General features: G+C 60.0%; 22 protein-coding genes. 11 read left to right on the plus strand and 11 right to left on the minus strand.

The annotated features are described in order from the left end of the window. Window positions 1–5 precede the first annotated feature (5 nt). A complete protein-coding gene (locus tag M2A_RS02095) occupies window positions 6–425 on the minus strand; it encodes a helix-turn-helix domain-containing protein (RefSeq protein ID WP_045442434.1) in 420 nt (139 codons plus the stop codon). A 72-nt stretch (window positions 426–497) separates the two neighbouring features. On the opposite strand from M2A_RS02095, the gene M2A_RS02100 reads away from it, so the two are divergent. After that, window positions 498–1001 carry a DUF2938 family protein gene (locus M2A_RS02100; protein ID WP_045442436.1) on the plus strand — a complete coding sequence of 168 codons (504 nt, stop codon included), beginning with the start codon at window positions 498–500 and terminating at the stop codon, window positions 999–1001. A gap of 46 nt (window positions 1002–1047) precedes the next feature. On the opposite strand, the gene M2A_RS02105 is transcribed toward M2A_RS02100, so the two are convergent. Then, on the minus strand, window positions 1048–1467 hold the full coding sequence (locus tag M2A_RS02105) for a VOC family protein (RefSeq protein ID WP_045442437.1): 420 nt from the start codon (window positions 1465–1467) through the stop codon (window positions 1048–1050). Window positions 1468–1844: 377 nt separating this feature from the next. On the opposite strand from M2A_RS02105, the gene M2A_RS02110 reads away from it, so the two are divergent. Continuing rightward, a complete protein-coding gene (locus M2A_RS02110) occupies window positions 1845–3566 on the plus strand; it encodes an N-acyl-D-amino-acid deacylase family protein (protein WP_045442438.1) in 1722 nt (573 codons plus the stop codon). Between the two features lie 74 nt (window positions 3567–3640). On the opposite strand, the gene M2A_RS02115 is transcribed toward M2A_RS02110, so the two are convergent. The 4 genes from M2A_RS02115 to M2A_RS02130 form a co-directional block, all read right to left on the minus strand. Then, window positions 3641–4471 carry a crotonase/enoyl-CoA hydratase family protein gene (locus M2A_RS02115; RefSeq protein ID WP_045442440.1) on the minus strand — a complete coding sequence of 277 codons (831 nt, stop codon included), beginning with the start codon at window positions 4469–4471 and terminating at the stop codon, window positions 3641–3643. Between the two features lie 102 nt (window positions 4472–4573). Next, entirely contained in the window at window positions 4574–4981 is a 408-nt protein-coding gene (locus M2A_RS02120; RefSeq protein WP_045442442.1) for a PaaI family thioesterase, read from the minus strand. After that, window positions 4978–5730 carry a dienelactone hydrolase family protein gene (locus tag M2A_RS02125; RefSeq protein WP_045442445.1) on the minus strand — a complete coding sequence of 251 codons (753 nt, stop codon included), beginning with the start codon at window positions 5728–5730 and terminating at the stop codon, window positions 4978–4980. Before M2A_RS02125 ends, M2A_RS02120 begins: the two co-directional genes overlap by 4 nt. A gap of 134 nt (window positions 5731–5864) precedes the next feature. Further along, a complete protein-coding gene (locus M2A_RS02130) occupies window positions 5865–6506 on the minus strand; it encodes a glutathione S-transferase family protein (protein ID WP_244444360.1) in 642 nt (213 codons plus the stop codon). A gap of 109 nt (window positions 6507–6615) precedes the next feature. On the opposite strand from M2A_RS02130, the gene M2A_RS02135 reads away from it, so the two are divergent. The 3 genes from M2A_RS02135 to M2A_RS02145 all read left to right on the plus strand — a co-directional run bounded on the left by M2A_RS02135 (window position 6616) and on the right by M2A_RS02145 (window position 9639). Continuing rightward, on the plus strand, window positions 6616–7920 hold the full coding sequence (locus M2A_RS02135; RefSeq protein WP_045442447.1) for an MFS transporter: 1305 nt from the start codon (window positions 6616–6618) through the stop codon (window positions 7918–7920). Window positions 7921–7931: 11 nt separating this feature from the next. Then, entirely contained in the window at window positions 7932–8504 is a 573-nt protein-coding gene (locus M2A_RS02140; protein ID WP_045442450.1) for a gamma carbonic anhydrase family protein, read from the plus strand. Window positions 8505–8595: 91 nt separating this feature from the next. Next, window positions 8596–9639 carry an HpcH/HpaI aldolase/citrate lyase family protein gene (locus tag M2A_RS02145; RefSeq protein WP_045442452.1) on the plus strand — a complete coding sequence of 348 codons (1044 nt, stop codon included), beginning with the start codon at window positions 8596–8598 and terminating at the stop codon, window positions 9637–9639. Here the strand turns inward: M2A_RS02145 and M2A_RS02150 are convergent, their stop codons facing one another. Together M2A_RS02150 and M2A_RS02155 are read right to left on the minus strand one after the other, a co-directional pair. After that, entirely contained in the window at window positions 9640–10674 is a 1035-nt protein-coding gene (locus M2A_RS02150; RefSeq protein WP_045442454.1) for a glycosyltransferase family 9 protein, read from the minus strand. A 96-nt stretch (window positions 10675–10770) separates the two neighbouring features. After that, a complete protein-coding gene (locus M2A_RS02155) occupies window positions 10771–11874 on the minus strand; it encodes an NADH:flavin oxidoreductase (RefSeq protein ID WP_045442455.1) in 1104 nt (367 codons plus the stop codon). A 190-nt stretch (window positions 11875–12064) separates the two neighbouring features. On the opposite strand from M2A_RS02155, the gene M2A_RS02160 reads away from it, so the two are divergent. From M2A_RS02160 to M2A_RS02170, 3 genes are all read left to right on the plus strand, one after another. Then, entirely contained in the window at window positions 12065–12973 is a 909-nt protein-coding gene (locus tag M2A_RS02160; protein ID WP_045442456.1) for a polysaccharide deacetylase family protein, read from the plus strand. 99 nt (window positions 12974–13072) lie between these two features. Beyond that, on the plus strand, window positions 13073–13402 hold the full coding sequence (gene hspQ / locus M2A_RS02165) for a heat shock protein HspQ (protein WP_045442458.1): 330 nt from the start codon (window positions 13073–13075) through the stop codon (window positions 13400–13402). Window positions 13403–13593: 191 nt separating this feature from the next. Then, on the plus strand, window positions 13594–14163 hold the full coding sequence (locus M2A_RS02170; protein WP_147446275.1) for an acyltransferase: 570 nt from the start codon (window positions 13594–13596) through the stop codon (window positions 14161–14163). A gap of 14 nt (window positions 14164–14177) precedes the next feature. Here M2A_RS02170 and M2A_RS02175 read toward each other — a convergent pair whose 3' ends face one another. Further along, window positions 14178–15227, minus strand: a complete 1050-nt coding sequence (locus tag M2A_RS02175; RefSeq protein WP_052379138.1) for a DUF2804 domain-containing protein — start codon at window positions 15225–15227, stop codon at window positions 14178–14180. Window positions 15228–15435: 208 nt separating this feature from the next. Next, a complete protein-coding gene (locus M2A_RS02180; protein ID WP_045442462.1) occupies window positions 15436–16002 on the minus strand; it encodes an invasion associated locus B family protein in 567 nt (188 codons plus the stop codon). Window positions 16003–16184: 182 nt separating this feature from the next. On the opposite strand from M2A_RS02180, the gene M2A_RS02185 reads away from it, so the two are divergent. From M2A_RS02185 to M2A_RS02195, 3 genes are read left to right on the plus strand one after another with little or no spacing between them, the layout of a single operon-like run. After that, entirely contained in the window at window positions 16185–17981 is a 1797-nt protein-coding gene (locus M2A_RS02185; RefSeq protein ID WP_052379170.1) for an extracellular solute-binding protein, read from the plus strand. Beyond that, a complete protein-coding gene (locus M2A_RS02190; protein ID WP_045442465.1) occupies window positions 17981–18901 on the plus strand; it encodes an NAD(P)H-dependent flavin oxidoreductase in 921 nt (306 codons plus the stop codon). The genes M2A_RS02185 and M2A_RS02190 overlap by 1 nt, the downstream gene beginning before the upstream one ends. A 41-nt stretch (window positions 18902–18942) precedes the next feature. Further along, window positions 18943–20628: a class I adenylate-forming enzyme family protein gene (locus tag M2A_RS02195; RefSeq protein WP_045442467.1), complete on the plus strand. Its 1686-nt coding sequence runs from the start codon at window positions 18943–18945 to the stop codon at window positions 20626–20628. An 11-nt stretch (window positions 20629–20639) separates the two neighbouring features. On the opposite strand, the gene M2A_RS02200 is transcribed toward M2A_RS02195, so the two are convergent. Next, window positions 20640–21233, minus strand: coding sequence for a VOC family protein (locus tag M2A_RS02200; protein WP_052379139.1), 594 nt, complete (start codon window positions 21231–21233; stop codon window positions 20640–20642). Window positions 21234–21250 lie beyond the last annotated feature (17 nt).

Raw genomic sequence — 21250 nt, forward strand, 5'->3', positions numbered from 1 at the left:
TTCCCCTATTTCCGTTTTGACTTTCCCCTTTTTGCGTCCGCGCTGGCGGCTTTGAGAAGACGCTGGAAGGTCGGGCATTCCAGATGGCTGGGTGCGGGACACTCGGCGGCGTGGCGCAGTCCGTCCCGCATCGCGCGCAGCCGCCGGATCAACCGGTCGAGCTCGTCGGCCTTGTCATGCAGTTGGGCCCGGTCGATGCGCGGGTTGCCGTCTTGGGCGAACATGGCGCCGATTTCCTTCAGTGAAAAGCCGGCGTTGCGTCCAAGTGAAATCAGTGCGAGCCGCTCGTAAATCCCGGGATCGAAAAGCCGCCGCAATCCCTTTCGCCCGCTCGAAGTGATGAGACCGATTTCCTCATAATAGCGCAGCGTGGAAGTCGCCAGGCCGGTTTCGCGCGCGACAGCGCCGATATCGGGATCTTTCATGCTTGACCTCAAGTTCACTTGAACTCGTAAGGTGCCTTCCGGTTGATCTGAAAACAAGCCGGGAGAGATGTCATGGCGCCGTTCTGGGAATTCATTTGGGGCGCATTGGCTCTGGGCGCGGGCGCGACCTTGTGCATGGATGTGTGGGGCCTCGTTCAAAAACACATCTTGAGGATAAGTGTGCTGGACTATGCCCTGCTCGGGCGGTGGATCGGTCATCTGCCCCAAGGCCGGGCGCGCCATGAGGCGATTGCCCGCGCGGCGCCGGTGAAAGGCGAAAGAACGCTCGGCTGGGCCGCGCATTATCTGATCGGGATTGTCTTCGCCGCGCTGTTTCTTGCTGCCGCTGGGCGGTCCTATCTGGCGGCCCCTGCCCTTGCCCCGGCACTGGCCATGGGACTTGTAACGGTGGCCGCGCCCTACTTCATTCTGCAACCGGCCTTCGGGCTCGGCATTGCCGCCGCGCGAACCCCGAAGCCTTGGCTTGCCCGGCTCAAGAGCCTGTCCACGCATCTCGTTTTCGGACTGGGGCTTTATTTGAGCGCGCAGATATGGGCCGGGTTTCTGGCAACTTGAGAAGAAGCGGAAGCGCCCTTTACCTAAGAGCGCTTCCGGTGGTTTGCTAAATCGTCACGAAGCCTTCCGGGGACAGCGTCCAGTATGGGTTCCAGGCAACTTCCCAGGCATGGCCGTCCGGATCTTCGAAATAGCCTGAATAGCCGCCCCACTCCCGTTTTACGGGCTCACTGAGAATGGCGCCGCCCTCAAGTTTGCGGATCTCGCTTAAGAGCGCATCGACCGCCTCCGGGCTTTCGACGTTGTGCGCGAGCGCAATGCCGCCGCGCCGCGCGGCGATGTCACGGCCAAGTTCCTTTGCCATCTCATCCTGTTTGAACAGCGCGAAAGCGACACCGTTCATTTGAAAGAAGGCGATATTGCCGGCGGTGAAACCCGGCGTCCAGCCAAGCCCGTCCCGGTAAAAGGCGAGCGCGCGGGGAAGGTCTTCCACCGCAAGGGTGATAAGTGTCAGTGCTTGTTTCATGTGTCTTCTAAGTCCCGTTTAACTGGGGCGTAAGACGCCCGGTTGAACTGGGCGCGCCGGGCAGCAGGAATGGGGAGGAAATTTCCACGCTCCATCCCCGCCGGCCCGAGCGGCCAGCGGCAATGCCGCGGGACTGAACGAAGGCACGCCTTCGAGCGCCAGTGCATTGTCCGGAAAGAACGAGTTGCTCAACCAGATCAACGGGACGGATCAACCAGACCGGCCTGACTTTTTCGACAGGGTGAGTATGGCGCGCGCCTTGAAAAAGCGTCAAGTCCGCGCGCACTGCTTTTCGCTGCGGAAGAGCGGGCTTCCTTTGCGCAATTTTTGTGTAGAATGCCCGCCAACAAAAAGACGGATGGCCAAGGGAGAGAGCTGTGGCGGATTACGATCTGATCATCAAAGGCGGCAAGATTGTCGATGGAACGGGCGCGCCCGCCTTTACCGGCGACATTGCGGTGAAGGACGGCAAGATCGCCGCCGTGGGTCAGGTCGCAGGCACAGCCACGCGCGAGATCGATGCCGGCGGGCTTTTGGTGACGCCGGGCTTCGTCGACATTCACACGCATTACGACGCGCAGGCGACCTGGGATCCTTATCTCACCCCCTCCTCTCTCCACGGCGTGACCACCGTCGTCATGGGCAATTGCGGCGTCGGCTTTGCGCCGGTGAAGCCGGAGCAGCGGGACGATCTCATCGACCTCATGGAAGCGGTGGAGGACATTCCTGGCGTTGCCATGCATGAAGGCATCAAATGGGAATGGGAGACCTTTCCCGAATATATGGACGCGCTCGACAAACGCCGCTTCACCATGGATGTGGGCGTGCAGATGCCCCACTGCGCGCTGCGCGTTTATGTGATGGGCAAGCGCGGCGTCGATAATGAATTTGCGACCGCCGAAGACATAGAAAAGATGAGCAAGCTCACCTATGAGGCGATCAAGGCGGGCGCGCTCGGCTTTTCCACCTCGCGCACGGATTTGCACAATACGCTGGAAGGCAATCCGGTACCCGGCACCTTCGCGGCCAAGGACGAGCTTTTTGCGATCGGCGGCGCGCTGGAGAAAGCCGGGACTGGCGTCTTCCAGATTTCGGCGACACACCGCGACATGGATCAGGAATTCGAGTGGATGCTGGAAATGGCGCGCAAGACGGGCCGCACAGTGACCTTCAACCTGCAGCAGATCGACGAGCGTCCCGACCTTTACAAGAAGCTTTTAAAGATGCTGGACAAGGCGCGCGCAGAAGGCGTGACCAATCTGCGCGGCCAGCATTCGGGCCGCCCGGTCGGCATCCTGATGGGCTGGCAGACGTCGGTTCATCCCTTCATCGCGCACCGCGAATACGCAAAGCTCGCCAAGCTGCCGATCAAGGAGCGGATCGAAAAGCTGAAAGACCCGGCGGTGAAAGCCGCCATTCTGGCGGACAGCAATCCCAATCTCGGGGATTTCGGAAATTTCGTCACCGGCTCCTTCCACAAGATGTATCCGATGGGCGTCGAGGAAAATTACGAACCGGCCCAGGAAGATTCCATTGCGGCGATCGCGGCGCGCGAGGGCAAGAGCGCCAAGGAAATCGCTTACGATGCGATGATGATGAATGGCGGTGAGGCGCTGTTGTACTTCCCGCTTTTCGGCTATTCGGATAATGATTTTTCCGCCATCGAGGAACTGCTCGAACATCCGCAGACGGGGCTCAGCCTGGCGGATGCGGGCGCCCATTGCGGCGCGATCTGCGACGGGGCGACACCGACCTTCATGCTGACCCACTGGGTGCGGGACAGAAAGCGCGGGCGCCGCCTGCCGCTCGAACAGATCGTGCGTATTCAGACGAAAGATACGGCCGAGCAATATGCGCTCTTCGACCGGGGCGTCATTGCGCCGGGCATGCGGGCGGATATCAATGTCATCGATTTTGATAACCTGAGCTGCCCGCCGCCGGAAATGGTGTTCGACCTGCCGGCCTCGGGCCGCCGCCTTTTCCAGGGCGCGGAAGGTTATGTGGCGACCATCGTCAAGGGCGAGATTGTGATGGAAGACGGCAAGCCGACGGGCACCCTGCCCGGCAAATTGCTGCGCGGCCCGCAAGCTGCCGCCTGATCTTCAAAGAGGGCGAAACGAAAAAAGGGGGAGAGGCCCGGCCTCTCCCTTTTCTTTTTCAGTAGGGTCCGGTTTCAGCCGGCGTCTTTGAATTTCGCGGGGCGCTTTTCCAGGTTCGACATGATGGATTCGATCTGGTTCGGCGAGCCGATCAGTTTGTCCTGTTCGATGGATTCCATCAACAGCCCGTCCGCCGCCGTCGCATAAGGCGCGGCATTGTAAATCCGCTTCATGGCGCGGATGGCATCCGGGCTCTTGCCGGCGATTTCCTTTGCCGTTGCCAGCGCTTCGGCAAGCGGGTCTTTCGTCACACGCGTGGCGAAACCATAGTTGAAAGCTTCCTCGCCTGAGAAGATGCGGCCCGTATAGCTCAGCTCGCGGATAATATCTTCACGGGCAAGATGGCGCATGAGCTGGGAACCTGCCATGTCGGGCACGAGGCCCCATTTGACTTCCATGACGGAAAGTTTCGTGTCCGGCGCGACATAGCGGATATCCGCGCCGAGCATGACCTGAAAGCCGCCGCCAAAGGCGACGCCGTGCACGGCTGCGATCACGGGCACCGGCACCTCGCGCCAGATCCAGGCGGCATATTGCGCGTCATTGGCGATGCCCTGGGTGCGCTTTTCAAGCCGTCCTTCCCCGCTGCCTGCCGCCGGGTTCGAACCCTTGCCGCTACCGCCGTCTTTCATCTTGGCGAAATTGCCCATGTCGAGCCCGGCGCAAAAGGCCCGGCCTTCGCCCGAGATGACGGCGACGCGCACGGAAGGATCGCTTTTCAGCTTTTCACCCGTCTCCAGCAAGGCCTGAAACATGGCCGGGTCGAGCGCATTCATCTTGTCCGAACGCACGAGCCGGATATCGGCCACACCCTCTTCGATTTTCAGCGAAACGCGGTCGCTCATCTTTGTCTCCACCCTATTGAAATGGCTGTTGGCGGCAGATTAGGCGAGTGGCAAAGCTCGCGCAAATGCCGCAGCGTCGCCGCCGCTTTGCCGCCTTGAAAACTACTTGCCGATTTTGAATGTGGCACTTGCCCGCGCCACGAGCGTGCCCTCGGGCGTGAAAAGCTCGGCCTCGGCAAAGGCGATGGATTTACCCCTATGGCGCACCCAGCCTTCGCCGTGAAGCTCGCCGATCCCGGCTGCGCCTAGAAAACTGGTTTTCATTTCCAGCGTGACCTGCGGTGTACCCGGCACCTCATGGGTGCTGCGCACCGCATGGCCGCACAGCCCGTCCAGCATGGCGGCAATAAAACCGCCATAGATGCGCCCGCCCCGGTTGATGAAGTTTTCGCCTGCATAATAAGAAGCTTTCACCCGGCCAGGCTCAACCGAAATGACTTTCTTGCCGAGGGTGACGGCGGCCGGAGATTCCCATGTCTGATCTTCCGGGCGCAGCTCGCTATCGCTCACGTATCGGTTCCTTCAGGCTGCGGCAAACGGCGCCGGTAAAGATCGAAGACTTTTTCCCAAACCGCTTCCGCCGCATCGGCCTTGTAAAGCGGGCGTTCGGGAAAGCAGAAGCCGTGCTCCGTGCCGGGCCAGATGTCGAGCCGGTAAGGCACGTTGTTTTTCTCCAGGGCCTCTTTCAAATCAGGAATGACGTTGTCCGGCACCCAGGCATCGGTTTCGGCAAAACCGAAATAGAGTTCCGCTTTGATGTGGGGGCTGAGCAAATGGGGCGAGTCTTCCTTATCCGTGACGATGCCAACGCCATAAAGCGAGGCAGCGGCGGCAAAGCGGTCGGGAAACGTGCCCGCCGCGGAGACGACATATTGCCCGCTCATGCAATAGCCGATGCAGCCGGCAGGCCCGAACGCGGCGTTTACATTCGTATCGAGAAAATCGAGCAGCGCGCGGGTGTCTTCCATCACCAGCCCATTGTTGAGCGAATACATGGCATCGAACACTTCTTTGCGCACATCATCGTTCGGAATGGGGGTCGGGAAGCGTTTGCGCCCCAGCCGGTAATAAAGGTCCGGCAGGAGCACGTAATAGCCTTGCGCGGCAATGCGGCGGCAAAAGCCGTAAAGCTCCTCGCGGATGCCCGGCGCGTCCATGTAAAGAATGACGGGCGGATGGCGTTTGCCGTCTTCCGGCCAGACGGTAAAGGTTTCGATCTGGCCGCCCGGCCCTTCTATCTGCTCGATCTTTTCGTGCATGAGGCTCCTCCAGCGCGCAGCTTAAAAAGCTGCGGCCCCCTGTCAAAGAAAAAGACTGTCAAAGGAAAACACTGGCAAAGAAAAACGCCGGCGCGGGGCCGGCGTCTCATCTTCATCTCTACCGGTAGCCGAGGTCAGGCCGTCGCCTTGGCGCTGTCGCGTTCCTTCATGCGCTCATACCAGGCAAGCACATTCTTGTTTTCCGGCTTGAGCGGCTGTCCGACCGCCACACCGAAATCGAGGAAACAGAAGAGCAGAATATCGGCAAGGCTCATGCGGCTCCCGGCAAGATACTCTTTGCCTTGAAGCTGCCCATCGAGCCAGGCGAGTTTGTCCTGGGCAATGGCTTTCAGCCCGTCTGCCGCTTCCGGCAGGCAGCGCATCCGGTTCTTGAACATCTCAAGGCCTTCGGAAAAACGGAAGCCGTTCGCCAGCGGCTCGCAAATGCCAAGATCGACACGGCGTGTCCACATGCGCGTTTCGGCACGCTCTTCCGGCGTTTTGCCGATAAGGCCGGACTGGCCTTCCTTCTCATCGAGATATTCGCAAATGGCCGTCACTTCCGCGAGCACCGTGCCGTCATCGAGCTCGAGGCAAGGCAGCTGCCCGGCCGGGTTCTTTTGCAGGTAAGGTTCGGCGCGGTTCGCCGCGCCCATAATGTCCACTTCCTCGAACGGCACCTCGATGCCGCGTTCGGCCATATACATTTTGACGACCCGGGGATTGGGGCCGATCGAATTATAGAATTTCACTGCGCGCTCCTGTTGTTTGGCCATTCAGATTGGCTCTTTTGTGCAAGCCCATTTTCATAATTGGCTCTGCTCTAGGGCAAAGAAGACATGTCTGCTATGACAGGATCAATAGAAATCTTGAACGAGCAGGCCAATGTCGGAGTTGCGGGACGAGGTGCCGGGGAAACGGGCGCCCCTTTTCTATGGCTGGTACATTGTGGCCGCGGCCTTTGTCGTCATGACCGTGTCGGCGGGGCTGGGGTTTTACAATCTCGGCGTTTATCTGAAAGCCTTTGTGGCCGAGCGGGATTTTGCGGTTTCGGTGACATCGGCTGCGACCGCGAGCTTTTTCATTTCATCGGGCCTTACAGGCCTTGTCGTCGGCGCCTATATCGAAAAGCACGATCCGCGCTGGTCGGTCCTGGCGGGCGCCGTCATCGCCTCTGCCGCCATGTTCGGCGTGCGCTGGGTAGAAGAGCTCTGGCAGCTTTATGCTTTCCACATTCTCTTTGGCGCGGGTTATGCAGCCTGCGCGCTTTTGCCCTGCACGACGCTGGTGGCGCGCTGGTTCAACGAAAAACGCTCCATCGCGCTTTCTTATGCCTCCACCGGGCTTTCCGTCGGCGGCATTCTGCTCACCCCGCTTTCCGCCAAGCTCATCGATATTGGCGGCATCGGCTGGGCGGCGCAGTGGCTCGCCTTGATTTTCTTTATCGGCATCGTGCCCGTGTCTCTTCTTGTCTTCCGCCCCTCGCCTGCCTCCATGGGGCTTCGGCCGGACGGGGCGGCGGTAAGCCGGGATGAAAAAGGCAACGCGCTGCCGGAAGCGGCGGCGGAAGGCGCGGATTTCGGCGCGGCGGTGCGCTCACGGCTCTTTCTTTTCATGGTCGCGGCCTTCGTCTTTGCCATGATGGCGCAGGTCGGCACGATCGCGCATCTCTTCCGCCTCGTTGCCACGCGCACGGGCAGCGATGATACCGCCTCCCTTGCCGTGGCGCTGATGGCAGGCTCCAGCATTGCCGGGCGCCTCATTGGCGGGCAAGTGCTCACGCGTCTTCCCGCCCGGCCCTTCGTTCTCGCGCTGACGCTCGTGCAGGGAAGCGCTTTGGTTTTTTACGCTTTTGCGCAAAGCGAGGCGGCGCTCTTTGCCGTCGCGCTTTTATTCGGCACCTCCGTCGGCAATTTGCTGATGATGCAGCCGCTCATCGTGGCCGAGGCTTTCGGGCTCAAAGCCTATGGGCGGCTTTTTTCCTGGAGCCAGTTTGCCATGACGCTCGGCGTTGCCTCCGGCCCTGCAATGATTGGCTTCATCTATGAAAAGGCAGGCGGCTATCAACCGGCCTTCCTGCTGATGGCCGCCGCCTCGCTCGCCGCTTTCTTCTGCCTTCTGGCGGCAGGCTCTTTCGATGTCTTCCGCAAGAACGGCTGGCAGGCGCCAGTAAAAAAGATAAGCAGATAAGAGGAAACGCAATGTCCCGATTTGGCCCCGGCGTCACGCTCAACGATCCCGCTTTCATTCACGAGACGGCGCTTGTCTATGGCAAGGTGACGATCAGTGAAGGCGCCTCGCTTTGGCCCTATGTCGTCATCCGCTCGGAAATGCATGAAGTGCGGATCGGCAAGCGCACGAATATTCAGGACTTCGTCATGATCCATGTCGGCAATACGACGCAGACGATCATTGGCGATAATTGTTCGATCACTCACCATGTCACGGTGCATGGGGCGGAGATCGGCGACAATTGCCTCATCGGCATCAACTCGACGCTGATGGACGGGGTGAAAATCGGCAAGAACTGCATCATTGCCGGGCATTCCATTCTGACGGAGGGAACGGAAATTCCCGACAATTCTATCGTCGCGGGTGCGCCAGCCAAAGTGATCAAGACGCGGGACAATGGAGCGGCCAATATCATGAATGCCGCCTTCTATTTTGAAAACGCCAAAGCCTATGCGCGCGGCGAGCACCGGGTGACGGACTTGCCGGAATTCGGCGCGGCCATGCAGGCCGAGCTCGAAAAACTGGGTCAGAACAAGGGCTGACAAGGTTGTTATGGCAGGGCTGGCGGAGGCCGCCCGCTGCCGTTAGACTGCGCGCCAAATCACTCCCGTTTTCACACCAATGGCAGGACCGATGAAACTTCCCAGCCAATTTTACAAACCCCTCGCCATCGGCGCGCCCGCGCCTTTCCGGGAGCTTCCCGTGCGCACGGAGCGGATGATTCATTTTTTCCCGCCGCAAAACGAGAAGATGCGCGCCAAGGTGCCGGACCTGATTTCCAAGGTGGATGTGATCTTGGGCAATCTGGAAGACGCCATTCCCGCCGAGGCGAAGGAAGCGGCGCGGGCCGGGTTCATCGAAGTCGTCAAAGCCAATGATTTCGGCCAGACGGGTCTTTGGACGCGGATCAACGCCCTGAATAGCCCCTGGGTGCTTGACGATATTACCGAGATCGTCAGCGCCGTCGGCGACAAGCTCGATGTCATTATGCTGCCCAAGGTCGAGGGCGACTGGGATATTCATTATCTCGATCAGCTTCTCGCGCAGCTGGAAGCGAAGAACGGCATCAAGAAGCCCATTCTCATTCACGCCATTCTGGAAACCGCGCAAGGGGTGAAGAACGTGAACGAGATTGCCGCAGCCTCCCCGCGCATGCATGGCATGAGCCTCGGCCCGGCGGACCTTGCCGCCTCCCGCGGGATGAAAACGACGCGTGTGGGCGGCGGTCATCCTTATTACGGCGTGCTGGCGGATGCCGAGGAAGGCCAGAGTGAGCGGCCCTTCTATCAGCAGGACCTTTGGCACTACACCGTGGCGCGCATGGTGGATGCCTGTGTCGCCAACGGCCTGCGTGCCTTCTATGGCCCCTTCGGCGATTTCGGCGACGAGCGGGCCTGCGAAGCGCAGTTCCGCAATGCCTTCCTGATGGGCTGCTCCGGGGCGTGGTCGCTCCATCCCTCGCAGATCGACATTGCAAAGCGCGTCTTCAGCCCGGAAGTAAACGAAGTGCTCTTTGCCAAAAAGATTCTGGACGCGATGCCGGACGGCACGGGCGCCGTCATGATCGACGGCAAGATGCAGGACGATGCGACCTGGAAACAGGCTAAGGTGATCGTCGATCTTGCCAAGATGGTGGCGGAAAAAGACCCGGAGCTGGCGAAAGCCTACGGCTTCTGATCAGCCGGCGCGGACAAGCAGCCGGTTTAAAGCCTCTTCAACGGCGGCGATGGGCACGAGCGATGCGTCCACGCCGCCGTAATCTTTTGCATCGACGACTTCCAGCAGCCGTGCGCCGGGCGCATATTTCTTCGGATCGTGCTTGGCGAAGATAGAAACGAGCGGCGCACCGCCCACCGCAAGCATGTGTCCCGTGCCGGAATCATTGGCGACCGCCGCCTTTAGCCGCGCGGCCAGCGCCATGACGAGCAGCGGGCCTTTTACATCGCCATAAGGGTCGCGCCGGTTCCATTCGGGAAAGAGCGCGTCAGGCACAGCGGAGGCAAGCGGTGCGAGCCAGTCTTTTTCATCCGGCCCCAGAAAGAACACGGGCACGCGCCCTGCGTCTTTCTGCTTGCGGGCAAGCGCGATGAAATTATCGAGCGGCCAGCATTTGCTCTTATCCCCCGCCCCCGGCGAAAAGCCGATATAGGACGGTCCTTCCGGGAGGAGCGCGATAGCTGCCTCATGCACGCGCTCGGCAAGCGGCATGGCAAAAGCCGGGTCGGGAACGGCAGGCGGCGCGGCAAGGTCGAGCAGCTGCATTAGATAAGCGGAGAACGAGCGCGGTGAACCGTTTCCCTTCTCCGGGCGGGTATCGGAGAACATGAACCCGGCTGTGCCCGAGACGAAATGCCGGTGCGAGAGCCGTTTCAGGATGAGTGTGCGCAGGACAAGGCGCTGCGTATCGATGATGACGTCGAAATGGCGGTTGCGGACAATGGCGCGCGGCAGCAGCAATTCGCCGGGCGATTTGCCGACCCCGGCGCATTCGATCACTTCATCAACGAAAGGCGTGGCGGCATCTTTCAAAAGCCCGGCATAAACGGTCTTGCCGAGGCCGGAGAGCCAGGTGATGTGCGCGCCCGGAAAACGGGCCCGGCAGGCATGCAGGAACGGCAATTTGATAATGCCGTCGCCGATCTGGTCCTGGCCGGAATAAATTAATACCGAGCGGGCCCCGGCCGCGTTGGCCCCTTCTGAACGTTTCGCCACCCGTTTGTCCCTAATGTCCTCAGGCGTAATAAAACAATGCCCCGCCGAGCGGTAAGCACCGGCGGGGCATGGCTAATGTCGCCTATCGGCTAGGGGTTAGGCAAGCGCCGCCAGCGCTTCCTTGGTGAAGGGCACGAGGTCTTTCGAGCGGCCTTCGCGGATCTTGTTCGGCCATTCCGGATCGACCAGCAGAGCGCGGCCAACGGCCACCATGTCGAACTCGTCCTTTTCCAGCCGGTCGAGCAATTTGTCGATGCTGGTCGGCTCGGAAGATTCGCCCATGAAGGCGCCGATGAATTCCCCCGACAACCCGACGCTGCCCACGGTCATGGTGGGTTTGCCGGTCAGTTTCTTCGTCCAGCCGGCAAGGTTGAGATCGGAGCCTTCGAATTCCGGTTCCCAGAAGCGGCGGGTCGAGCAATGGAACATGTCGACACCGGCATCGGAGAGCGGCTTGAGGAAGGCGGCCAGCTCATCCGGGGTCGGCGCGATCTTGTGTTCGAAGTCCTGCTGTTTCCACTGCGAGAAGCGCAGGATGAGCGGATAGTCGTGGCCCACCTCGCGGCGCACTGCATTGATGATATCGACGGCGAATTTCGTGCGCTGAGCTGCCTGCTCGCCGCCATATTCATCGTCACGCTCATTCGTGCCGGCCCAGAAGAACTGGTCGATGAGATAGCCATGGGCGCCGTGCAGCTCGATCGCATCGAAGCCGAGCTCGCGCGCGTCTGCCGCCGCGCGGCCGAACGCGTCGACGACGCTCTGGATATGCTCTTTCGACATTGGCTCGGAAACTTTTTTGCCCGGTTTGAAGAGGCCGGAAGGCCCGGCGCTCGGCAACTCGGAACGCGGGGCTTTGCCCGGATCGCGCATCGTGCCGACGTGCCAAAGCTGCGGTGCGATGAGCCCGCCTGCATCATGGACTTCCTCCACAACGCGCTTCCAGCCTTTCAGCGCCTCTCCGTGAAAGGCGGGTACATTTTCCGCCATGGTGGCGACGGGATCGGCAACGGTCGTGCCTTCCGTGATGATGAGGCCCGTTCCCCCTTCCGCGCGGCGGCGGTAATAGGTGGCGACATCTTCGCCCGGCGTTTCGCCCGGTGAGAACTGGCGCGTCATCGGCGCCATGGCAATGCGGTTCGGAACCGTCAGGCCGTTAAAGGTGAAAGGGCTGAAAAGTTTGTCGAGTGATCCGCTCATGAAGGTCCTTTGAAATGTGATGAGGCGGCCCGAGGCCGCCCGGTTCGAATTTGAATGGCGTACATATTGAGACTAAGGCCGTAAAAGGCAACCTCTGGGCGTTCACTTTCCGCACGGCGGCTCACGCCTTTCCTTTCGGGGCCAATCGGCTAGGCTGCGGTAAAACAACGGGAAATGCGGGGAGGAAAGCATGTGGGGTCCAAATCCGGTTCTGGAGAAACTGGGATTCGGCGAAAATGACCGTGTCGCCATCATCCATACGGACGATATCGGCATGTGTCAGGCCTCGGTTTCCGCCTTTATCGACCTTTGGGAGGCAGGCCGCATCACCGCTGGGGCGGCCATGGTGCCCTGCCCTTGGTTCGGGGAAATCGCCGCTTATTGCCGGGCGAACCCGGAAGCGGATATGGGCGTTCACGCAACTTTGACCTGTGAATGGCCGACCTTCCGCTGGGGCCCGCTGAGCACGAGGGATGCAGGCACCGGCCTTCTGGATGAGGAAGGGGGACTGCACAAGACCTGCGAGGCGCTGGCCGCAAAAGGGCGCCCGCCCGCCGTGCGAGCCGAGCTTGCCGCGCAGATTGCCCGTGCCCGTGCCGCCGGTATTTCCCCTACCCATATGGACACGCATATGGGCTCCGTTATGCATGCGAAATTCTACGAAGGCTTTGCCGAGACGGCGCTGGCCGCCGGTATTCCGCCTTTTACGCTCCGGCTGGAAGAAGCCCAATGGCTGAAAGGCGGCTATGACGCGGAAAGCGCGGCGGTGCTTTTCAAACAGAGCCAGCGGCTGGAAAAACTCGGTGTGCCGCTGCTCGACCGGATCCTGAATGTTCCGCTTGCGGAGGAGGAAGACAGGTTGGAGAAGACCCGTGCCGTTTTCCGGACTATGAAACCGGGGCATTTGAGCTATTTCATTTTGCATCCGAGCCAGGATACGCCGGAGCTGCGGGCGATCTGCTCGGATTGGCGCTCACGGGTCGCCGATTATGAGATTTTCCTCTCTGGCGGCGTTGCGGAAACGATTGAGGAGGAAGGCATCCACCTCATCGGTTGCCGGGATTTGGCAAATCTGATGCCGGACTGGGCGAATGCTTGACCTGAGGGCCCGCGGTGTCCGGCAATGCTTGCCGAATATGCGGGGCGCGGGTAACAATAAGGGATAAAAATTGTTCTGTAACCGCAGGTTGAGCGGCTGATGTTAAAGCGTGATGCAAAGTTTCAGATCGGCCAGGTCGTGCGCCACCGGTTCTATCCGTTCCGGGGCGTGGTGTTCGATGTCGATCCCACTTTCAACAATACCGAGGAATGGTGGCAGTCCATTCCCGCCGAAGTGCGCCCCCGCAAGGACCAGCCCTTTTATCATCTTCTGGCGGAGAACGAGGAGACGGAATATGTCGCCTATGTTTCCGAGCAGAACCTTTTGGAAGATGAGACGGGCCGCCCGATCCGGCATCCGGAGGTCCGGCATTTTTTCGGGTCGCTGGAAAACGGTGTTTACCAGCTGCGCTCGGATATTGCACATTGACGGCACGCCATCACCGCCGGGCATAAGGACCAACGACACTGCGTAAAGATCGCCGCCCCTACCCGGTCCGCCGCATCAGAGACGGGTTAGAACGTTTTTACACGCGGCATTATCTCGCCCCTCATTTCGCGGACATCGGACCTGGGCTAGACGCTTCATACCCCTGGACCATCGAAGTCTGGGGCCCCAACGTGACGGCTGGAAAGAATCTACATATCCGCTCGGCGCGCGGCCACATGGTACGCCTTTCCACATGGGATACGGGCACACGCCAGGGCCGCATCGAGATCGGCGACAATGTGCTGATCTCGCCTTCCAATCAGATCGTCTCGTCCGTCGGCATTACCATCGGCTCCAACACGATGCTGGCGAGCGGCTGCTATATCTCCGATTCAGATTGGCACGACACCTATGACCGCACGGCGGAGCATGAAAAATATGCGCCGGTCGTTCTCAAAGACAATGTCTGGCTCGGCGTGCGCACTATCGTCGGCAAGGGTGTGACGATCGGCGAGAACAGCATTATCGGCGCAGGCTCCGTGGTGATGACGGATATTCCGGCCAATGTCATTGCCGTCGGCAATCCGGCAAAGCCCGTGCGCGAGTTGGACATGACCCGCGAGTTCCGCAAGCGCGAGGAACTCTTCCATAATCCGGAAAAGCTTGCCCGCGATATGGACCAGCTGCAGCGCTATCTTTTGCGCGAGAATACGTTCCTCAACTGGCTGCGCATCCTGGTGGCACCGCGCCGGGGTGACTGATCAGCCGTGCCCCGTCACCAGCGCAGATACTGCGTTTCGGTGAAACCGGGCATGGCTGCGATATCAAATGCTTTTCCATCTCCGTCTTTCAGCACGCCTTTGAAGAAACCGAACATCTGGTGGAAATTGCTGGCGATTTTCTCGCTCTCGCCGGTCGCGTGATAACCGCCCGCCGGTGTGAACGTCAGATCGACTTTGCCGTCCTGGGAAGAGATCCGCCAGGGCGCTTCGAGATTCTCGTCGTCGAAATCGATCATCGCATGATCGCATTTCACCATCGCGCCATTCACCCAGAAACAATTTTCCGTTTGGCCTGTCTCGTTGACGCCGTTCGAGACGTTGAGGCCGAGCAGCGCGCCATTTGCCGCGCGGCCGGAAAAACAGGCCCAGTTCCAATAGGTCTCCGGGCGCAAGAACCCTGCCGTATAATCATGATGCGCGCAGGCACCGAGCGCGGCAAAATCATAGCGCCCGAAGGGACCGGAGGCCTCCCCTTCGGCTGTAACGCCTGCAACCTTTTGCGCATAAGTCCAGCCGGCCGCCCCCGTTTGCGTACAAAGGCGCAAGGTCTCGAACCCCGGTTTGCTTTCGCTGAAGGAAAGCGAGATCGCCGTGCCGTCATCGAGGCAGACGTCCAGTTTTTTCGACAGTGTTTCCTTTTCGGCGCACATCACGATGCGGTTTTCGCCGAAGCGGAAAAGGCTCTCGCCCGCATCCGGATCGAGGGCGAAGCGGCACTCATCGCCCTGGCGCGCGCCGAAGCGGCGCTCCAGCACGAAGCGGTTTTCTGAAAAGTCGAAAATATAAAGAAAGGCGGATTTGAGCGCGGCGGAATAAGTCACCGCGCAGCCCAGCGCAAAACGGGCCGAGACGGCGCCTAGAAACTGAAAGCCCTTGAAGTCGCTCTCGCGCCGCTCTTCCGGCAGGAGCGCGCCGAGCGGTGATTTGAGCCTGTAGCCGCGGTAATGGATGGGGCCGATGGGTGCGCCGAAGAGCCCCTTCTTCACCTTCCCGTTTTCATCAATGAGCGGGCCGATTCGGGGTCTGGTGTCAGGTTTTTTCATTGATGAAGATCAATGCCCCGCCTTTTCGCCAGCGCTTTAAATTCCCTTCTGGGGAACGCGCTGAAAGGACAATAAAATGACCGACGCCGATACGCTTTATCTTGCCATCGTTCTGGGCGGCTTTGTGCTCTTTGCCGGTGTACTGGCCTATTGTTCGGCAAAAGCCTCGCACCGGTAAGGTGCGAGGACTTTTCCCAAACCAAGACGCTTACTGTTTACCGAGCCAATCGAAGGCAGCCGAAATACCCGACAGGCTGACCGGCACTTTTACCGGGCCGCGCTGGGCGTGCACGAAGGCAACCTGCATCGTATTGCCTGCCCGCATCTGCGAAATGACATCGGTTGAAAGCGCCATATGCGCTTCGCAGCCGCCGCCATGGCAGATGACGAAAGGCGCGCCGAATTCCTTGTTCTCATCGACCTTGAAGCCGACGCCCTGCGGCAGCAATGTGCCGAGCGGCGTCAAGGCGATCGCGCCGAAACCGCCATCCTTGACGTTCGGGCCGATGGCTACGGAAATGATCCGCGTTTCCGGGTCTTCTTCCGCGCGAATGTCCACATAGACATTGCACACCTTGCGGGTGCTGCCGTCATTGAGGCCCATCTGCTGGCACCGCCCCGCCCAATTGCCGAATTTTTCAACCTGGGGCGCCGCCGCGCCCGTACCGGCGCCGGCACCGAGACCTTCTTGCGCAGAGGCCGTAACCGAGCCGAAAGCAAGAGCGATCAATGCGGTGAGAACAGCGATCGGCGTGAAAATCCGCCGTTGAATCATGATAAACCTCATAAGTTGACGTCACGGGAAAGAAGCCACCACCCGGCCTCTATTTCCAATCGGGCACAATATAGACATGCTCTGCGGCATAAAAGGGGCAGAAGCATGAAGAAGCATGATTGGCTATCTTGCGGGCGCTTTGCGCCTGCGTCATGGTTGAAAAAAAGCTCTCGGGAGGGGATATGCGGCGATTCTGGGCAAAAATAACCTGTGCGGCGGTGTTTTTGGCGGCCTTTGCGGCGGGTGGTGCGGCCTTTGCCCAGCCGCAACATGCCATCGCCATGCATGGCAGCCCGCTTTATGAGCCCGGCTTTTCGCATTTTTCATATGCCAATCCGCACGCGCCGAAAGGCGGCACGCTGAAGCTGGCGGCCATCGGCTCTTTCGACAGCGTCAATCCCATGATTGTGCGGGGCACAGCAGGGCTCGGCGCGCGCGAGCACGTTTTCGAAAGCCTGATGGCGCGCTCCTATGACGAGCCCTTCTCGCTTTACGGGTTGATTGCCGAAAGTATCGAAACGCCGGACGACCGCTCCTGGGTCGCTTTCACCTTGCGGCCCGAAGCGAAATTTTCAGACGGTACGCCTATCACGGTCGAGGACGTGGTTTTCTCCATCGAAACCTTGCGGGAAAAAGGCCGGCCCAATCACCGCTATTATTATTCGAAGGTCGAAAAGATCGAGCGGCCGGATGCGCGCACCGTCAAACTGATTTTCGGCGAGGAGCGCGACCGGGAAATGCCGCTCATCATGGGGCTGATGCCGATCTTGCCCAAGCATATCTACGAGGGAAAGGATTTCGAAAAGACCACGCTCGATCCCATGATCGGTTCCGGTCCTTATGTGATGAGCGAAATCAAGCCGGGCACGCGCATCACCTATAAGCGCAATCCGGATTATTGGGGCAAGGACCTGGCGGTCAATCGCGGCCTCAATAATCCCGATGAAATCATCTACGACTATTTCCGCGATACGAACGCTTCTTTCGAAGCGTTCAAGGCGGGGCTTTACGATGCGCGGCCGGAATCCGATCCGGCGCGCTGGGTGGCGGGGTTTGACTTCACCGCCGTTCAAAAAGGCGATGTGCGCAAGCTCGCCTTCAAACCGCAAACGCCGTCCGGCATGCGCGCTTTCGTCTTCAACACCCGCCGCGCCGTTTTCCAGGAAAAGAAAGTCCGTGAAGCGCTGATCCATGCTTTCGACTTCGAATGGGTGAACAAGAACCTCTTCTACGGCGCTTATGAACGTATCCAATCTTATTATGACGGCTCGGAGCTTTCCTCCCATGGCCGCCCGGCCAGCGAGAAGGAAAAAGCCTTGCTCGCCCCATACATGGATGCCGTCGATCCCGCGATCCTGGCGAGCGGTTATCAGGCGCCGGTGAGCGACGGGACGGGTCGCAACCGGGAAAACCGGCGTAAAGCCATCATGCTGCTTCAGGAGGCGGGCTGGACGCTGCAGGACGGGCAGATGAAAAATGCCGAAGGCGAGCCGCTGCGCTTTGAGATCCTCGTTTCAAGCCCTGATGATGAGCGCCTCGCGCTCAACTATGCCCAGTCGCTGAAAGGCATCGGTGTTGCCGCCAATGTGCGCAATGTGGATTCGACGCAATATGAGCAGCGCCGCCAGACTTACGACTTCGATATGATCCTCAATTTCTGGTACGCCTCGCTCTCCCCCGGCAATGAGCAGAGCTTTTATTGGGGCTCGGACGCGGCACGCACCGACGGATCGCGCAATTATATGGGCGCGGAAAACCGGGCCATCGATGCCATGATCGAGGCCATGCTGGCCGCCCGCAGCCGGGAGGATTTCGTTGCTGCGATCCGCGCGCTCGACCGGGTGCTGCTCTCCGGCTATTACGTCGTCCCGCTCTATTACCAGCCCGAGCAATGGGTCGCGCTTTGGGACAAAGTAAAGGTGCCGGAAAAGACCTCTCTTTACGGTTACCGCAGTGATGCCTGGTGGGTGAGCGAATAATGCGCCAGAAACTGTTCCCGAACCTGCGCTTGCCGCTGATGGCTGCGCCGATGTTTCTGGTCTCGGGGCCCGATCTTGTGGTCGCCGCTTGCAAGGCGGGGATTATCGGTACCTTCCCGACTCCCAATGCCCGCACGCCGGAGATATTGGAAGAATGGCTTCAGGACATTACCGGGCGTCTTGAAGGGGATGCGGCGGCAGCGCCCTGGGCGGCCAATCTCGTCGTTCACCGCTCCAATACCCGCCTTGGCGATGATCTGGCGCTCGTCAAAAAATACCGCGCGCCGCTCGTCATCACGGCCCTCGGCAGCCCGCGCGATATCGTTTCGGAAGTTCATGCCTATGGCGGGCGCGTTTTTGCCGATGTGAATTCGGTTCCCTTCGCCCGCAAGGCGGCGGCTGCCGGCGTGGACGGGCTGGTGCTTGTCGCCTCCGGCGCGGGCGGGCATACGGGGCAGATGACGGGCTTTTCTTTCGTGCCGGCGGTGCGGGAGTTTTTCGATGGGCCCATCGTGCTCGGCGGCGGCATCACGACCGGCGGCGGCATCGCGGCGGCGGAGATGCTGGGCGCCGATTTCGCCTATATGGGCACGCGCTTCATTGCCGCAGAAGAAAGCCTCGCCTCGCCCGACTATAAGCAGATGCTGACGGAAGTGAGCGCCGAAGACTTGGTGCCGACCCGCGCGGTAACAGGCGTGCTTGCCAATTGGCTACGCCCCACGCTGGAGCGCGCAGGCTATGACGTGGCGATGTTGGAAGAAAAACCCAATATCGATTTCACCGATCCGCAAAGCGATGCCAAACGCTGGGCGAATGTCTGGTCCGCCGGGCACGGCGTCGGCGCCATCAAACAGGTCGAGCCGGTGCGCGCGATCGTGGACCGCCTGAAAGCGGAATATGACGCCGCGCGGCAGACATAAGTCATAGGGGGTTTTCTTTCGGCCATTGGGGAGGACGGGCCATGGGATACCGCGTGAGTGAGGAAGAGGCGTCGCTTTACCGCGATGCCGGGTTCTGGGGGAAAGAGACTCTCAGTACTCTTTTCCATGAGAATGTGAAAAGGACCCCGGAAGCGCTTGCCCTCTGCGACATGCCGGGCAAGGAAGCGGCCACCGGCCTTGCCGAACGCCGCTTGAGCTACGCGGCGCTTCACCGCGCCGTGCAGGGGCTGGTAAATCAGCTTACGGGCGCGGGGCTTGAGGCGGGTGATATTCTGCTCGTCCAATTGCCGAATATTGCCGAGCTTGCCGCCACGTATCTCGCGGCCTGGAAATGCGGGATCATCGTGTCGCCCGTTCCCATGCAATGGCGCCGGCATGAGCTTGAAGGTGTGCTGGAGACGACGGGCGCCAAAGCACTCATGACGCTGCCGCGCTTCAAGGAAGAAAACCACGAAGAGATTGCCCGCGCCGCTGCCGAAAAAGCGCCGGTGCGCCCTCACCTTCTCGTCTGGGGCGCGGCAGCGTCAAAGGGTGTTCAGCCGCTTGAATGGCGTGAGGTGGAACCTGCGCCAGGCAAGGCCGATGATCCGCAGCGCCTTGCCACGATCTGCTGGACCTCCGGCACGGAGGCGCGGCCCAAAGGCGTGCCGCGCCATCACGATCATTGGCGCGCCGCCGGCATGGCCATGGTGGAGGCCTGCGGGCTTGGCCAAGGCGACGTCATTCTCTGTCCCTTCCCGCTCGTCAATATGGCGGCCCTCGGCGGTACCTTCGTGCCCTGGCTTTTGACGGGCGGCACATTGGTTCTCCATCACCCGCTCGATCTGCCGGTTTTCTTAAAGCAGCTTGTTGCGGAGAAAGTGAATTACACCGTCGCTCCGCCCGCCGTGCTCAATATGCTGCTGAAGGATGAAAAGCTGCTGGCGATGCTGGACCTATCCAATTTCCGCAGCATCGGGTCCGGCTCCGCGCCGCTTGCGCCCTTTATGGTGAAAGGCTTTCAGGAGCGTTTCGCTTTGCCGATCGTCAATATTTTCGGCTCGAATGAAGGCACTTGTCTTTCCTCCGGCGCGGGCGATGTGCCGGAGCCGGAAAACCGGGCGCAATTTTTCCCGCGCATCGGTGGCGGCGGGCTGGACTGGCCATCTGTAATTTCCACCGTCACCCGCACGAAGCTCGTCGATCTTCAAACCGGCGATGAAATCCTTAAAGAAGGCGTGCCGGGCGAGCTTGTCATCAAAGGGCCGACGGTTTTTGACGGCTATTGGCAAGAAGGCAGTGAGGATGGCCCGGCCCCTGCTATCGATGCGGAAGGGTTCTTCCATACCGGAGATGTTTTTGAGATTGCGGGAAACGGCGGGCGCTACTACCGCTTCGTTGAACGGGCCAAGGACATCATCATTCGCGGCGGCATGAACATATCGCCCGGTGAGATCGACGGGCTCATGGCAGGCCATCCCGATATTGCCGAAGCCGCCGTCTTCGGGGCGCCGGATGAGAGACTGGGCGAGCGTATCTGCGCGGCACTCGTGCCGGCTAATGGCAAGGCGGTCACACTTGAAAGCCTGACGGACTATCTGAGAGCCGAAGGGATCGCCGCCTATAAGCTCCCGGAAATGATTACAGAAGTCGAAGCCCTGCCGCGCAATCCGCTCGGCAAGGTGCTGCGCCGCGTCTTGAAAGAAAGCTATCTGGCAAAAGCGTAAGGCGGGGCGTTTTAATCCGCTGCCTTGAAAAGCTCCATCCGCGCCTGCTTGATTGCTTTCGTCTTCTCCGACCACTCGGCAATGGCCTGCGCCGCCTTGCCGCCTTCTTCCCTCATGTAAACATCATGACAAGCGTCTTTGGTCGTGATCTCGCAGGCAAGGCCGTTCGGATCGAAGAAATAGAGCGAATGGCAGAAGGTGTGGTCGATGGGGCCGAAGGCGGGAACCTTCGCTTCTTCAAGAAGGGTTTTGAACGTCATGACCTCGTCCATCGTGCCGACTTCAAACGCGAAGTGATAATCGTCGATGCCGTCTTTCAGGTTGAAAGTTTCATCGCTGGCGCTTGACGGCGCATCGAAAAAGGCGATGAAATTACCGTCGCCCATCTCGAAGAAAAGATGCATGAAGGGCTTGTCCTCACCGGACGGCGTCTTGTCGAACGACAGCGCGGCGGCGGGCTTCAGGCCCAGAAGATCGACGTAGAATTTGTAAGTCTCCTCCGCATCGCGGCAGCGATAGGCGATGTGGTGAAACCCTTTGATCTGAGGCGCGGCGGTTTTCGTTTCGCCGATATGATCGACACTGCCCATCAGTTCACGGCTCATGGCTTCTCCTCCCAAAA

The sequence above is a fragment of the Tepidicaulis marinus genome (assembly GCF_000739695.1).
Taxonomy (GTDB): domain Bacteria; phylum Pseudomonadota; class Alphaproteobacteria; order Parvibaculales; family Parvibaculaceae; genus Tepidicaulis; species Tepidicaulis marinus.